Genomic DNA, 15624 nt, shown 5'->3' with positions numbered 1-15624 from the left:
TGCTGGCAAGAAAATGAGCAAAAACCAGTAAAATTACCATTGAAACAGATACAGCCCCTAAACAGTCGCGATAATTTTTGCTAGAATCATCGACAATTTTTCGATATAAGACTGAGATTAAGATGGGAAGAGCATACCAAAACCGCAAAGAATCTATGGCTAAAACCGCTGGCCAAAAAACGCGTTTATACTCGCGCTACGGTAAAGAGATATATGTTTCAGCTAAAAATGGTGGTGTTGATCCTGACGGTAACTTAGCATTACGCAGCTTAATTGCACGTGCGAAAAAAGACCAAGTACCGACTCATGTTATTGAACGTGCCATTGAAAAAGCCAAAGGCGGTGGCGGTGAAGATTATGATACCGCGCGTTATGAAGGTTTTGGCCCTGGTGGATGTTCAGTCATCGTAGATTGCTTAACTGATAATGTGAAACGTACTTTCACTGAAGTACGTCAAGCTTTCGTTAAAAATGATGCTAAGTTAGGTGGACCTGGTACTGTTGCTCACAGTTTTGACCACCAAGCCGTATTTGTATTTCCTGGTGATGACGATGAAGCCGTTTTAGAATTGTTGATGATGGCTGATGTGGACGTTACTGATGTTGAATTAGAAGATGGCATGATCAGCGTTTTCTCACCAATCACTGAATACAACAAAGTCCGTGTGGCATTAACTGAAGATAATGCTGACATCGAATTTGAAGTTGAACATATCACTTTTGTGCCTCAAGCCATGACCGAAGTGAGCGGTGAAGATGTTGAAACCTTCGATAAATTTATTGCTGCTTTAGAAGACTGTGATGACGTACAAAACGTTTATCACAATGCTGAGATTAACGACTAACAGCAACAGCAATTGCGCCAACCCTAAGCGGGTGAGCCCAATAAAAAACGCAGTCAATAGACTGCGTTTTTTATTGGCTTACTTTTGTAACTTAAATAAGGGCAAGTCGCTTATCTTAATTCCATTTCTTGAACTTTTTCATAAGCTATTTCAGGAGCTGTAACCTCTGGCTTCTGATGTAAATCTGCTTTTAATTGTCCTTTACGATGCTTAAGTGCGGCATCAAGTTTTTTACCTGCTTGGGTAAGTGCTGGGTACATCACGGGATCTGACGCTTTTGCAGCGATTCGGCTACCTTCATAGTTAGTGGTGATTTCGACTTCAAATTCGCCGTGCTCTTTTGAAATAATAATATCGAGTGATATTAGCGTTGGGAAATGACTGGCTATTTTAGTGAATTTTTGATTGACGTGTTCTTTTACAGTATCTGTAACATCGACATGGTGACCCGAAAGATTTATTTTCATAGATAAATATCCTTTAATAATATAGCGACGCTATATACTTCACTTTCTTTAAGCAATTTTATTCTTACACCAGTATATTTGAGGGCTTGTGTCCTAGATCACAAGGGAAGTTAGATAAATTTTTGTTAACGTTACAAAAATTTCTCACTACACCTCATGCTAGTGTTAATTATTTTGTTTGCAGCGATTCATTTGCCTTACAACTTCAGTATAGACATAAAATTAAAACAAAATCTGCAACTTTTGTCGTGTTTGCACTTTATTTGTGCACTTAGCTGTTTTTTAAGAAAATTAACCTTCAAAATAGTTTAAAAATCACCCAAAAAAGCTAAATTAAGACACAGCTCAAGCGTCCATGGCCTCAAGTTAATCTATGACTAAAAGTGATAATTCACGCTTTACACTCACTTTTAACCACTGGCAGTGGATTTCATAAAAAACCCAGCATAAGCTGGGTTTTGTTATAGCGGTCATTTGGGCTAAATTTATCGTTAAAGTCAGTTAACTTTAGTTACCGACAAGGTGGGAGAGCTGGCACTAGGGCCGGTGACCGTAAATCGATATGTGCCAGCATCTGCGGCGCTAAAATTCATATTAGCCCCTTTAGATGCCAATGACTGCATTTCACCTTCTAGCACGATTTCTTCGCCTGCAATAGCACCAAAATCAACAGTAGACCAATCTGCAGTGGCAATCTTAAATTCATGATTGCCCGCCTCTAAAGCGATATCTACATGGTAAACCGATGCACCTTGATAAGTTAGCGCATCAACTTCACCCCATCCATTCATGCCACCACGTACATAAACCGTATTCGCGCCAAACATTGCGGTTTTATTTACCCTTAATACTGGCTCTGCGCGATTACTCATATCAAAGGTAAAGCTGTACATTTCTTCAGAGTCAAAATCCAAGCTTAAATTTGAACCTGACACAGCAAGCTGTTTATCGGTGGCTAAGCTCACTGTGCCATCGTCATCAAGACTGCCGTAATCAACGCTAGACCAGTCGCTTGAAGCGACTTTAAAGCCTTTAACTCCCGCAGAAACCATTATGTCGACTTGGTAAATACTGCCGCCAAAAGACAGCATTTCATTATCGGTGCTCCAGCCGTTCATATCGCCGCGCAGGTATACCTCTGTGCCCACAAATGGCTCTTCGTTATAAATGGTTAATACTGGGTTGTCTTTATCTGAGGCATCTAACGAGAACACGTAAGTCCCATCAAGTGTTGCGGTAAAGCTTAAATTAGCGCCCGCTCTAGCAAGTGGCTCAGCGACGTCTTCATCAACTGCCGCTTCGGCATCTGACACGCCGCCAAAATCCACTGTGCTCCAATCACTGGATGCCACTTTAAAGTCATAGCCACCAGCCGCTAAGTTAATAGCCACACGGTATTCACCTGCGCCGATATAGCTAAAGCTATCAAGCTCACCCCAGCCATTCATGCCACCACGAACAAACACTGTTGTACTGCCGTATGGCACTACATCAGGCGCACCCGCAGTTGCATCAGCACTTAAGCCTTCACCTTGAGCGTCACCTTGATTTTTAACAAATACTGCTGTGGTATAAGCTGGAACCGTAAAGGTGCCCTCGCCTTCACCTTGGCTAAAGCTTGCCGATTGCACGGTCGAATCTACCGACATAACAAGTGTTGGATGCAAGCTAAAATCTGCTGCTGTTGCCACGCTATGAGATTGGGCTTGATCGCTACCGTTAACCATCACCACCATGGCATCGACTGCTGGGTCGATATCGACTAACTCACCGCCGTCATCAACGCTCATGACTATCACGCCTTGAGTTTGATTTTTGCCAATATTATGAAAACCTACACGGTCGATAATATCTTGCTCTGTGGTAAGTCTTAGTAATGGGCTAGCTTTACGAATTGATAAAAACTCATTGAACACACTAGATGCAAACTCTATCTCAGACATTGATGCAGCTGAGTTAGGGTTACCTGCAAGAGTAATAATTTGATCCATTTTGGCATCATTATCTTGCTTTAATGGTAAACCGACATTCCAGTTGTTGCTGTTTTTGGTAAAGTCGACCCAGTTAAACCAATCACCTGAATCATAGGTGTTACGATCCAATGATTTTGAGCGCAGCATATCGCCGCCCATTTGCAAAAATGGAATACCTTGACTCATTAATGGAATGGTTGCGGCAATGTTTTGCACTCGTACCCGGCTATCTAATGACATACTGATGTCATTTGAATACTGCAAAACATCCCACAGGGTTTCGTTGTCATGCTTTGACACATAGTTGATGCTATCAGCAGGATCTAGCGCATAAGCCGTTGGTTGGCTATTCCAGCTAAAGCTACTGCCCTTAGCTGAATTACCATTAAAGTCTTTTAAGACATAGTTTTGTAAGTTACCCGCCATAGATAAACGCAAGGTGTCTTGATCACGCAAGTAATCATCTTTTTGCTCCATGGCAAACAAGGCGCCACCACGAACCGCTTCACGAATACGGTCATTAAAGGTACCTACTTCACTGCCAGCCATATTGGCTTGCACAGCTTGCTCAAATAAACGGTTATCAGCCACCTCGCCAAAGTTCCAGCCTTCGCCATAAAAGTAGTTATCTGCATCTACTGCTTGCACCGCTTCACGGGCTGCTAAAATGCTGCTTTTAGGCATATGGCCCATGACATCAAAACGGAAGCTATCAAAGCCATATTGCTGGGCCCAAATGACCATAGAATCGGTGACAAACTTATCCATCATCCGATGCTCTGTTGCGGTGTTATCACAACAAGTGGATGATTCAATGTTACCTGTGATTTCGTTGTATCTATGGTAATAACCCGGCACCACTTTATCGAGCACTGAGTTATCCCATAAGCCTGATGCACTGGTGTGGTTATAGACCACATCGAGCACTACTCGTAGTCCTAGCTCATGCAACGCTTGGTTCATGGCGCGTAATTCAATAATACGCGCTACCCCATCTGCGTCAGTGGCATAGCTGCCTTCTGGCGCGATAAAGTGCTGTGGATCATAACCCCAGTTAAAGCTGTCATAGCCTCGCATGGCGTTAACTAAGTCCTGCGTTTCAAAAGAGCCTACGGCATTACCAGCAAGGATAGACTCAATAGTTGCTGACTTATCTTGAGTACTGCAAGCATCTGCATTGTCATCAATCTTGTCACACAAGGCGCCTAAGGTGTCTGTGATATCAATGCGCTCAGCAGGATCTTCATTCACTGTAGCAATGTCATTTACCGGCAATAAGTGAAAATGGGTCACACCGCTTTGTGCCAAGGTTCGTAAATGCTCTACTGGCGCACTACCCTGTTCGGTAAAGGCTAAATACTTACCACGGTTGGCGGCAGAGGTACTTTCATCCCTAGCACTAAAATCACGGACATGGCCCTCATAAATTACCGCATCTTCAGCATTTACAATGGTAGGAATACTATGTCCGTCCCAGCCTTCAGGCTTTAAGTCATCATCGCTTAAATTAACAAACTGGCTATAACGGCCATTAGTTGACACATTGAGCGAGTATGGGTCGGTTGATTCAAGCGTTTCAATGGCTTTCGTCACAGGGTGAAATACCGTTAACTCATAGCGGTAATACATGCGGTCTAGGCTCATATCGCCACTGAATGACCAAATACCTGTGGCGCTATCTAATGTCATCGCCTCTGTGCTAGTGAGCGTTTTCGCTGCATCGTAGACTTTTAAGTTTACAGACTGCGCTGTGGGCGCCCACACTTTGGCGATAATATTACTGCCATCATAAATAATGCCTAGATCAGCTTCATCAGCATCATTATCCCCTTGGGTATAGAGTGCATCTAGCACCTTAGCCACTTGCACATGGGTTGCCGCGACAGGTTTATTGTCACTGTCATAAGCAGCCATCACTAGCTGGTTTTTGGCCATCATTTTAGCTTCATCAGCGCTAAAGTTGGCCTCATAAGCAGGCCAGTCAGCCAAATGTGGCACTAAGGCTTTTTGCGTATCGGTTAGCTCAGTTTCAGCTAACTCAAGCTGTGCGCCGCTAATACTGCCGCCATCATCAACGCCAATGCCTGCTGTTGCAGCGTAATGTAATACGAACTTGGCAATGCCCTCAGGGTCTTCATTCCATACAAAGGTATTTTGATCTAGCCAGTGAGCGCTGGCATCTGCAATAGAAAATCCCACATCTAAAATAGGGAAGTCATATACATCTGGGGTACCATCTATCGTAAAGTTAGCGCGGTCGAATTGCGCCTCTACTGATGTAGGGTCTTCATGCGCTTTAAGATTCATCGACATATCACTAGCAGATAATGCCTTTGTATCACCATCGTGGATAATAAACTGGGCACACTCAGAGAAGCCTTCTTTAAGATTAAGGATCCAATAAGCGCCATAGTTTTCATCAACACCATCAAACAGGTGGCCATTACTCCATTCTGTGGAGTCAAAAGGCGGAGCATAGCTATCGCAGGCATCGTTATTCCAAGTATGGAGCCTAAACGCAGCATAATTCGGATTTTTTTCTGTGTTATTCTTATCTTTCAATCTGTTATAGTAAAGAACCGCTTGGTTTTCACTGGCTAACACTACAGGTAAAGGCAATTTTTCGTTATAACCTACAATGCAAGATTCGTTTTTAGCATCCGGAAAAGTCGGCGCTTTACAGACCTTTGCAGGCGGCGCCACACATTCTGTACCAGTAGCGTTGGGAATGTTCGGTGAGCTACAAGTCAGTAATACTTCACCAGATTCAGATGATTCGCTACCACAACCTGTCAGAGCGGTAATACTGGCTGCAATGGCTGTCAATTTTATTATTTTAGAAATACTCATCATGAGTGAGCTCTCCCCATTAAATATGTTTTTATCAAACGTGATATTTGGTTTTTATTATCTTGAAACTCAATCAACTGATTACATTGCATAGGTGAACCCCAAATAGTATTCACGGCCAAAGTATTGAATGGTGCCGGTCTTGTTTTCGGTACCAAAGTAACTCTTGGTTGGCTCGTCGGTTAAGTTGTTCACTTGAAATAGCACCCCAAGGCCATCGGTGACTTGGTACGATGCCTGATAATCAATGACTGTTTCGCCATCAAAGTTAACCACTTGCTCATTAATCGCCACTTGCTCAGACACAAACTCATCTCGATAACGCGCACTCACTCGGGTTTCAAACCCTTCATAGGAATAAAACAAAGTCGCATTGGCAACGTTATTAGATAATCCCGGTAATGATTGAATGGTGGTATCACCACCTAAACTTGTGATTGATTCAACCTCGGATTCGGTATAGGAATAACTGGCATTAAAACCTAAGCCTGACCAAGCATCAGGCAGGGTTGAAAATACTTGGGTGTAAGCTAATTCGAGGCCACGAATATAACCCCCATTGGCATTATTTACTGCCGTGGTATAGGTACCGTTATAGGTTGGAACCCGTGATTGATTATCGAGATCTTTGAATTCAGGCACATTGAAGCCGTTGCCTGCAAAATCGAAATCTGTGATACCAATCGTATCAATGAAGGAGTCAATATTTTTGTAGAAAACTGCAGCTACAATCGCACCGTCATCGAGGTAGTATTCATAAGATAAGTCATACTGATCGGCATAAAATGGTTTTAAAAAAGGGTTGTTAGTACTGGAGCCATTAATTTCACCATCATCAGAGACTGTCGCACTGATATCACCAGCAAGACGATTGATCGGCGGACGAGACATCACTTTAGCCGCAGCGAAACGCAGCAGAGATTCGTCATTTAACTTGAAGTTAAGGTTTATCGATGGCAAGTAATCTGTATAGCTAATACCTTGAATAGTGCGCGCATAGTGTTGATTGATAATGCCGATGTCATCTGTGATATTTTGCGCACCGAGTTCAGGAGCATCACCCACATTTTGCAACATGGTGGCTGACTGGTCGGTATTAACAACACGAACGCCAAAGTTACCGGTTATTGGTAAGTTTCCAATTTCAAGATCGATGTTGGCCATCACATAACCAGAGAAGACTTCTTCGTATACCTCTCCGCTTTGTAGCATGGTCCACGAGTAACCATTTTCATAACCCTTCGCGTCAATAACCCCTTCTGAATTACCCCAAGTTTGTACTGGTTGTGGGGTGCCACCAGGAAACCAAGCATTGAGGGCTTTATCAACGTCAATTGCAAGGTAGGATGGGAAGTAACCAAAATCCCCTTCCCAATTTACGACCGTTGTCATGTCATCAGTCAGTCGTAACGGTGGCTGAGAATCTGAAAAAGCATTATCTGCACCATATTCAAATACCGAGCGATCATTTGAATAGGTTCGATCTGAGTAACGGCCACCAAACTCGATGCTTGAAATAAAGCTGCTATTTAATTCGTAGGTAAAGTCTAAACGAAATGCTGTTAATTCATCTTCATTTTCATAAGGGTAAATGCCGTATTTACTGACCATCACTTTATCTATATCTGAAAAAGCATCAGCCTGACTAAAACCCACATCGGGTAGGTCTAAACCATTGAGTAAATAATTGATTGCCACATCATTATCAAATACTGGTGAGTCAATGGTGGCGTCCTCGGCAACGTTAGCCCATAGCAAACCATTACGAAAATCACTTTTAGCAGATGACAAGGACACATCTAAATTGACGTTTAAATTATCAGTAACTTGCCAATCGGCATTAATGCCAAAACTATTTACTTCATCAAAGTCTTGATTATCATCATTGACGATTTCAACACGGGTATTACTGTCTTTTGATTTACGGCCAAAATTACCACCAATCACCGCATTACCATCTAACACAGGGTTATGAATATTGGCATTTTCACCATCAAGTTTAACCCTAAAACCGCGAGCAAATGCTTCACTGTCAAAACGTGAAATAAAGGCGTCAGCTTTTAAAACAAAGTTATCAACCGGCGCCCATTCAATCGCCCCCATGTAGCCATTACGAGTTTCAACGCCGCCCAAATGCTGTAGTTCAAAACCTTCACCTAAGTATTCTTTATGAGCATTGCTCATGTCACCATCATCGCCAATTGGGCCGTTGGTATCATTTTCTAGGCCGTCTACATCTAACGAACCGTTATACGCAAAGCCCACAAATTGGGTGGCGACACTGGGCTGCTCAAGGCGCGCATAACCGACCGCGACGCCTAAGGTGTCTTCTAAAAACTTACCTTGATATGAAAAGCTTAAACGTGAACCAAACTCTTCAGCGCCGTAAACTTCGTCTGCGCGATCGTTGTACATACCACGGACATTGGCAGTAAAACTGTGTTGCTTGTCTTTGCTTAACGGGCTCACTGTTGAAAGCTCGACAGTCCCCGCTACGCCGCCTTCAATTAATGACGCTTTAGGCGATTTGTATACAGCTGCTGAGCTGATAAGTTCAGATGGATATTGGTCAAATTCAATACTGCGTGAGCCACTTGTCGATACTTGCTCACGGCCATTTAAGGTTGAAAATACAAACCCGCCAGACATACCACGAATGTTAATTTCAGCGGCTTGTCCCCCGGTACGCACTGCTGAAATGCCCGGTAAACGGGTTAATGCATCCGCCATTGATACATCAGGCAAGGCGCCTAGATCATCGGCTGATAATTGCTCCGACACGGTATCGCCGTAACGTTTGGCATTTAAAGAGTCAATCAAACTGCGGCTATAGCCTTTAACACTAATCACCTCAATATCATCTTCTGCGACACGATTATTCGCTGTTGTTGGTTTTTGATTTTCTACCGCTAGAGGTTGGTTTTGTGTTTCAGCCGCATTGGCGACCTGCGTTTTTTCGGTATTGATGTCATCGGCAGCAAGCGCTATATCGGATGAAAAAGTAAATCCGATCCCCGCAGCAGCTAGCGCTAGCGATAAAACACTAGGTTTACAATTGAACATTGAGTTTCCCTCACCATACTGGTTTTTATAGTCACCCAACATTCAGTTATACCGCTCAGACTAATGGAATATCAGGCATTATTATCCAGATATACTAGCCATGCTTCTGTGCTAGCCTCAATTTACTGCATACGTATTCATAACATCTTATTAACATGTTGATTAATAAAACTACCGCTAAGTTGATGTAATCAAATACTAAAAGCCATTTGCTCACTATGATTAATATTTACACTATCCGCGCCAATCCACTTTTGGCTATAGGCTAGTCATTAAATATCTAAGGGGAGGTAGATTTCGTCACTCACTCAGGTAGAATACTTTTCCAGCTAAACCATTTGAGTAATGCTTCTAATGACAGTATTAACAAGGTTACTCACTAAGTGTTTGAAATTGTATACAAAGGATAAATGATGGGTTTTAAGTTAACGGTAAAATGGCAAGCAGATCATTTTGATCATCAAGCGCCAGAGTTTAACCGGGATCACCAAATCGAATTTGGTACAGGCCAAGTTGTTCACGCCTCTTCTGCGCCTGAATATAAAGGCAATGAAGCCAAAATTAATCCTGAAGAAAGTTTGCTAGCAGCCTTATCGTCTTGCCATATGCTAACGTTTTTAGCCATTGCCCACTTAAAACGCTTAACAGTTGAAACCTATGTTGATAATGCCAAAGCAGAACTCGGCAAAAATGCTAACGGTAAGCTGTCAGTGACCAAAATGACCTTGAATCCAGTGGTAACTTTTGCAGACGGCATTGAAGTAAGTCAGGAAGTGATTAATAAAATCCATGACAAAGCCCACGCCAATTGCTTTATCGCCAATAGTGTTAATTCAGAAGTAGCAATTAACGGCTGATAAATGCCTGCTAAAGGCTGTATTTACAAATAATAAAACCGATATCAATTTGACTTGATATCGGTTTTTTTACCGTTATTTATTAAGCTTTACTGAGTTAGCGCATTTTAAATTGCGCTTTAGTATCTGCGGCAAATCCGCTTGCAGGAATTGGCTTCGCTTTTAACGGCGGAATTGGCTTTTGGATCAGCTCATCTTTTAAATAACGAATGGCAGTTTCAAGCTGGGCATCTTGGCCCGAGAATGTAGCAAAAGGTAAGTTATCTACCTCAATATCCGGCTCAACTCCGTGACCTTCAACAATCCAACTGCCATCGATAGCATATTGTGGATACTCTGCCACTCTTGCCATGCCTTTATCCGTTAGGCTGTTACGCCCAGAAAGCCATACCCCAGCGCCAGCGGTTTGCTTACCGATTAGCGGCGCTAACCCTAAGGATTTAATGCCTGCTGAAAAAGTCTCGCCATCTGAATAAGTCATTTGATCGGCGAGCACCACTAAGTGTCCCCTAAAGGTTTGCTGCATATTGGTATTAGCAGTGCCATGGGTGGGCTGCCAAAAAGCCCACGCACGGCGCAATAATTTTTCAATAATCCAGCTATCGATATTACCGCCGCGATTACGGCGCACATCAATGATTAAGCCGTCTTTGTCATAATTGGTATAAAACTCACGGGCAAAGCTTTCAATATCCCCTGAGCCCATGGCATACAGATGTAAATAACCAATGTTACCCTTACTGGCGCTGCTGACTTTGGCGGCATTATTGGTGACCCAGTCTAAATAACGTAGCTTGGCATCGGTGCGGTTATCATGGGGCACTACAATCGTTTGATGGCTTTTTTTACCACGGGTTAACTCCAGCAACACTTGTTTATTGGTTTGGTTACGCAGTAGCTGACTGACCTGAGCAATACTGCTGATAGGCTTACCATTAATGGCTTTGATAATGTCGCCCTCAGCGGCGTCAACGTCAATACGGGCCAGCGGTGATGCCTGCGTTGGTAGCTCTGGGTCGTTGCGATAAATGTGATTAATCAGCACCCCTTTTGAGGTTTGCGCTAACCGTGCCCCTAAACTTGCCCCTGTGGCAGTGTCGTTTTTAGCAATATCACCACCGCGCACTTGAGAGTGCAATGAATCAAGCTCGCCCATCATTTGTTTGAACAGGTCATTAAGCTCATTTCTATCAGTTAAGCGGGCTAATAACGGCTGATATTTTTGCTTCACCTGCTGCCAATTAACCCCGCGCATATTTTTGTCAAAAAAGGAGTCTCGGTGCATTAACCAGGCATCTTCAAAGATTTGTTGCCACTCTTGCATTGGCGCTATAGATAACTGCCACTGGGCGGTATCAACCTGAGTATTTTTAAGTTCTGTGGCTATTTTATCACCCGCATCAACAATATGTAGCTCACTTGGATTAGCCTGTTTTCTTAGCAGTAATTTTTTACCATCGGCTGATAGTTGATAGTCGCTGATATCAGCGGAAAACTCGGTTACCTCTGGCGACAAGTTATCAAACTTCACCAGTTTTAAGCTGCTTTTATCTGCCACTGTATCGAGTAAATACAGCTTATCTTTACTGGCGGTTAAGCTAGAATAATTGCCAGATGCTACCGGAACTTGCCATAGTCTTTGGCTAATATTATTCCAATCGACTTTTAGTTTTTGATTGCTTTGTGCCTGACTTCTAGCCTCTTTCGCATCGGCAATGATACTGCTATTGAGCTCGGTTGGTTTTACGAAGGGAAATACCGACTTTTCAGTTAAGGCGATGGCAAAGATTTCAGTGCGCTTATCAAAAATCGGCCCCATATTTCTATCACCCCAAGGCGAACCTGGGGTGGCGTTAAAGTGCCGCGCTGATAAAAAATATAACCATTGTCCGTCAGGGCTAAAGCTGGGTGAATAGGACTCGTATTTATCACTGGTAATGGCTTGGGCTTTATTATCATTAACCGAATACAGCACGATTTGTGGGCGCTGTTGACCCATTTCAAATTTGGTTAAGGCAATAAATTGGCTATCACCAGACCAGACGATATCGGGATACTCTCCTAATCCTTCACCCTTGGTGATGATTTTAGTATTTTTGCCTTTGTTTAAATCCAGCAGCCACACATTGCCATCATAATCATCATGGGCAATATAGCGGCCATTGGGCGACAAATGCAGGCTGGTTCTTAAGCTACTGCCATCTTTAGTCAGTTGTTTCGCCCCTGCGCTACCATCTGCGGGGAATTGCCAAATTTCTTGCTCGCCTGAGGCATCACTGATGCCATAAACCCAATTACCATCAGTACTTAATAACGCATTTCTAATGCGGGCGTTAGCAGGTGATTGTACTTGAATTAAGCGGCGACCATCATGACTTGCTATGGCCACATGACTTCTGGCGGTGATCACCGCTTTATCGCCACTGGCGGCTAATTCCACTGAGGTGGCAAATGCCATTGGATCTTTTAACCAATGCTCGCGGCGATGGGGAAAATCTGAAGTCAGACTAATATCGACTAGGGATGAACTGCTATCATTAATGCTAAAGACTTTAATATCTGCCCCATGCTGAAACACTACTCGACCATCATTTAACTGCGCATCTCTGACTTGCCAAGCGCTAAATTGGGTATGTTGTTGAGCATCTTGGCCATCAAGCGTCATCGACCAGATATTATCATTGCCAGATTGGTCGCTAATAAAATAAAGCCGGTTTTGCCACAGCATAGGTTGTCTTACTGATCCTTTATGTGTTCCAGTCAGCTTTTGCGCCTCTTGATTACTGCCCAATTTAAATCGCCAAATTTCACCTAAAGCGCCGCCACGATAAACTTTGGCGTTATCACCACTGGTTTGCAGGCCAAACTGGGTAAAATAAACATACTCGCCCGCATCATCAATCGTGCCTTCAATCGCATCTGCTAGGGGTAAATCCGTTAATTGCAGTGTCTGTGGATTTACCGTTTTAAGTACCCAGTAATTTGCCGGCCCATTAGCATTATCGGTGGCATACAAAACCTCCCCGCTGGCTGTCCAGCCTTGCAATCTGACGCGACTATTTTCAAAGCTTACTCGCTTGGCAACGCCGCCTTTGATCGGCATGACATACACTTCAGTAGCACCATCATAGTTCGCGCTATAGGCAAGCCAATTACCATCTTTTGAGATCACGGCATCGATTTCTTCTGCTGCTTGGGTGGTTAATCGTGTTGCTGAAGTTTGATTTAACTGACTAAGCCAAAGATCGCCTTCGGCGGTAAATACCAAGGTTTGATCATGTAGCGCTGGCGCGCGGTAATAGCCTTGATTGTCTGAATTAACCGCAAGAGCGGATGTGCTTAACAGCCCAAGCGCTAATAAACAGGCGCTAACAGAATGGCGAAGTTTCATAGTCAGAAAAGTCCTTGTAAATATTATTATTTTCAAGCAATCAAACTAGCAAACTTAAACTGATTTAGCAGTATAAAACCCAGTATTTATTGCGATAAAAGTTTAAGAATTTGTAACAATTAACTTATTCGCCGCAAAAAAAGGGTAACAACTTTTGTTGTTACCCTTGGTGCTTTGGACAACGAGCTCGACAACAAATCGTCAAGCTAGAGCCAATGTTACCGTTAGCGCACTAGTGCCATTATTGAATCGATTGTTGCAAGCTTAAGCGCTGCTTTAATTTTTGGTACTGCTGATATTGAGGATGCTGCTGCTGAATAATCTCAGGGAATTGCAGCTCAATAACCTTCGAATATGCCTGCGCTTGCTCCAATTGTTTGTTATCTAACATTTCAGCTAAACGCTTGATTGCATTTATGGAGTTTGTTGCCTTAGCTGCGTTGGCTGCCCTAGTCGCGTTAGCTGAGTTAATCTTGTTAGTTGAGGTCGTAACAGTAACAGCTGAACGAGTTTGCACTGACGTTGGTAATTGAACTTGGGGCTGAGATTCTGGTTGTGATTGTAATTGTGATTGTAATTGTGATTGTGATTGTGATTGAGCCGCAGACATAGATTCATGCTGCTGTTGAGGCATAACTTTAGTTGTCACAGTTGGGGCCACATCAGCGGCAGATTCAACTGTCGTTGCTGTTGCTGAAATAGGCGTTTCAGTGACTTTGGTTGCCATTGGCACACTGTCACCCGCATCGATATTGGCATGTTGGGTAAAGTTTGGATTAACTAACATAACACTGGCAATGATCATCACAGATGCCGCTGTTGACAGCCCTAAACGATGCTTATGCCAAAAACTCACTTGCACCACATTGGTGGCTGCTGAATCACCTTGAGATGCTCTTGCCTGCTCAACAGGAGCGGCGCTCAATTTAGCTTGGGCTAAGATAGCCTTATCCATCGCTTTGGGGGGCGTTTCTAAATCCTGCTGATACAGGGTTTTAATTTCTTGCTGCAAAGCCACAAACTGTTCATCAGTCTTATCGTTAACTGAGCTTTTATCTTTAGAATCACTCATGATCCGCCCCTTGCCATTTCAGCGCTACACATTGCTTGATACTTTGATAGGCATAGCGAATGCGGCTTTTGGTGGCCTCTAAGGTTACATCGGCAATATCACTGATTGCCGTAGCCGTTAAGCCCAATTCAATATTCAGTAAAAAAGCCTCTCTTTGCAATTGAGGTAACTTACTAATACATGTCTTTAATAATTGCCCTTTTTGGCTATCAAGCAGTTGCTCATCTGGGCGACTGCTATGAGAACTATCCAGTGTGCTGGCATCAAAGCTATCCATGCCGTCTTCTGCGGTTTCAGCAAGCTTATCCAGTGGTTTCACCGCGCGCACATGATCGATCAGTAAGTTATGGGCAATACGATAAATCCAAGTGGTAAACTTGGCAGTAACTTGATAACTGCTCGCGGCTTTTATCACCTTGCCCCACGTGTCTTGGTAGAGATCTTCTGCTAATTGCTTATCGCTGATTTGGCGCACAAAATAACGATACAAGGGGCCTTTATGTTTGCTATACAGCTGCTCAAAGGCAAGCGAGTCCCCTTGCTGATAATTCAACATTAATTGCTCATCTGATAATGCAATTATTTTATCCTTCACCGCTGGCAACCTTGTTTTATAGACTGTTTTTAATCACTTTAAACAGTTTGCCCAGCGTAAATGCGATTGTCTATTAATACTCTGCAATTGAGCGATATTATTCACAGCACCTTATCATTAATACTCCTGTCGACAATGAGCTAGTTAATAATGCTGCCTTGATTTGGCGGAGTATCCCAAATAGGCTGCGGCATCGGATAAGCTTGTCGTTGATGTAATGCCGATCGGTTAAGAACACTTGAACGATCCTGCAGATGAATGATAATCCCTACCAGTATTCTGGTAGGGATTTTTTTATGTTTGCGCAAGAGCTTGAGTTAGTTCATGAGTCAGTAGAAGAAAGTGGAGATTATGCTTCTGTAATGGAGGCTATCGATTCACAGTGGATAGAACAATCATTACTTTCAGCCAACAAGGCAAGTATCCGTAATCGTCGTTTGCCTGCGCAGCAAGCCGTCTGGCTCGTGCTGTGGATGGGATTAATCCGTAATCAATCCATAAAAGAAGTCTG

Annotated in this window: 9 protein-coding genes; 3 read left to right on the top strand and 6 right to left on the bottom strand. The window is 43.2% G+C overall.

Features of this window, described 5'->3' with window-relative positions; translation table 11 throughout:
• Nucleotides 1–122: 122 nt before the first annotated feature.
• On the top strand, nucleotides 123–845 hold the full coding sequence (locus BM739_RS16580; RefSeq protein WP_076542631.1) for a YebC/PmpR family DNA-binding transcriptional regulator: 723 nt from the start codon (nucleotides 123–125) through the stop codon (nucleotides 843–845).
• A gap of 110 nt (nucleotides 846–955) precedes the next feature.
• Here BM739_RS16580 and raiA read toward each other — a convergent pair whose 3' ends face one another.
• The 3 genes from raiA to BM739_RS16565 all read right to left on the bottom strand — a co-directional run bounded on the left by raiA (nucleotide 956) and on the right by BM739_RS16565 (nucleotide 9198).
• The gene (raiA, locus tag BM739_RS16575; RefSeq protein WP_076542629.1) at nucleotides 956–1312 is read right to left on the bottom strand and encodes a ribosome-associated translation inhibitor RaiA; all 357 of its coding nucleotides are present in this window, start codon (nucleotides 1310–1312) and stop codon (nucleotides 956–958) included.
• A 497-nt stretch (nucleotides 1313–1809) separates the two neighbouring features.
• A complete protein-coding gene (gene pulA / locus BM739_RS16570; RefSeq protein ID WP_076542626.1) occupies nucleotides 1810–6138 on the bottom strand; it encodes a pullulanase-type alpha-1,6-glucosidase in 4329 nt (1442 codons plus the stop codon).
• A gap of 78 nt (nucleotides 6139–6216) precedes the next feature.
• On the bottom strand, nucleotides 6217–9198 hold the full coding sequence (locus BM739_RS16565; RefSeq protein WP_076542623.1) for a TonB-dependent receptor: 2982 nt from the start codon (nucleotides 9196–9198) through the stop codon (nucleotides 6217–6219).
• Between the two features lie 413 nt (nucleotides 9199–9611).
• Between BM739_RS16565 and BM739_RS16560 the strand changes: the two genes are divergently transcribed.
• Nucleotides 9612–10055 (top strand): OsmC family protein, encoded by a 444-nt coding sequence (locus BM739_RS16560; protein ID WP_076542620.1) that lies wholly within the window; start codon nucleotides 9612–9614, stop codon nucleotides 10053–10055.
• Nucleotides 10056–10152: 97 nt separating this feature from the next.
• On the opposite strand, the gene BM739_RS16555 is transcribed toward BM739_RS16560, so the two are convergent.
• The 3 genes from BM739_RS16555 to BM739_RS16545 form a co-directional block, all read right to left on the bottom strand.
• On the bottom strand, nucleotides 10153–13446 hold the full coding sequence (locus BM739_RS16555; RefSeq protein WP_076542617.1) for a S41 family peptidase: 3294 nt from the start codon (nucleotides 13444–13446) through the stop codon (nucleotides 10153–10155).
• A gap of 241 nt (nucleotides 13447–13687) precedes the next feature.
• Nucleotides 13688–14518 carry a hypothetical protein gene (locus BM739_RS16550; protein ID WP_076542614.1) on the bottom strand — a complete coding sequence of 277 codons (831 nt, stop codon included), beginning with the start codon at nucleotides 14516–14518 and terminating at the stop codon, nucleotides 13688–13690.
• The gene (locus tag BM739_RS16545) at nucleotides 14511–15074 is read right to left on the bottom strand and encodes a sigma-70 family RNA polymerase sigma factor (protein ID WP_076542727.1); all 564 of its coding nucleotides are present in this window, start codon (nucleotides 15072–15074) and stop codon (nucleotides 14511–14513) included. The genes BM739_RS16550 and BM739_RS16545 overlap by 8 nt, the downstream gene beginning before the upstream one ends.
• Before the next feature lie 335 nt (nucleotides 15075–15409).
• Between BM739_RS16545 and BM739_RS16540 the strand changes: the two genes are divergently transcribed.
• A partial coding sequence (locus BM739_RS16540; RefSeq protein ID WP_175609544.1) for a transposase domain-containing protein occupies nucleotides 15410–15624 on the top strand: 215 nt, incomplete at its 3' end.

The sequence above is a fragment of the Shewanella sp. UCD-KL21 genome, from assembly GCF_001957135.1.
Taxonomy (GTDB): domain Bacteria; phylum Pseudomonadota; class Gammaproteobacteria; order Enterobacterales; family Shewanellaceae; genus Shewanella.
Note: the sequence above shows the minus strand (reverse complement) of the source record. Positions and strands in the feature narration are given on the sequence as shown.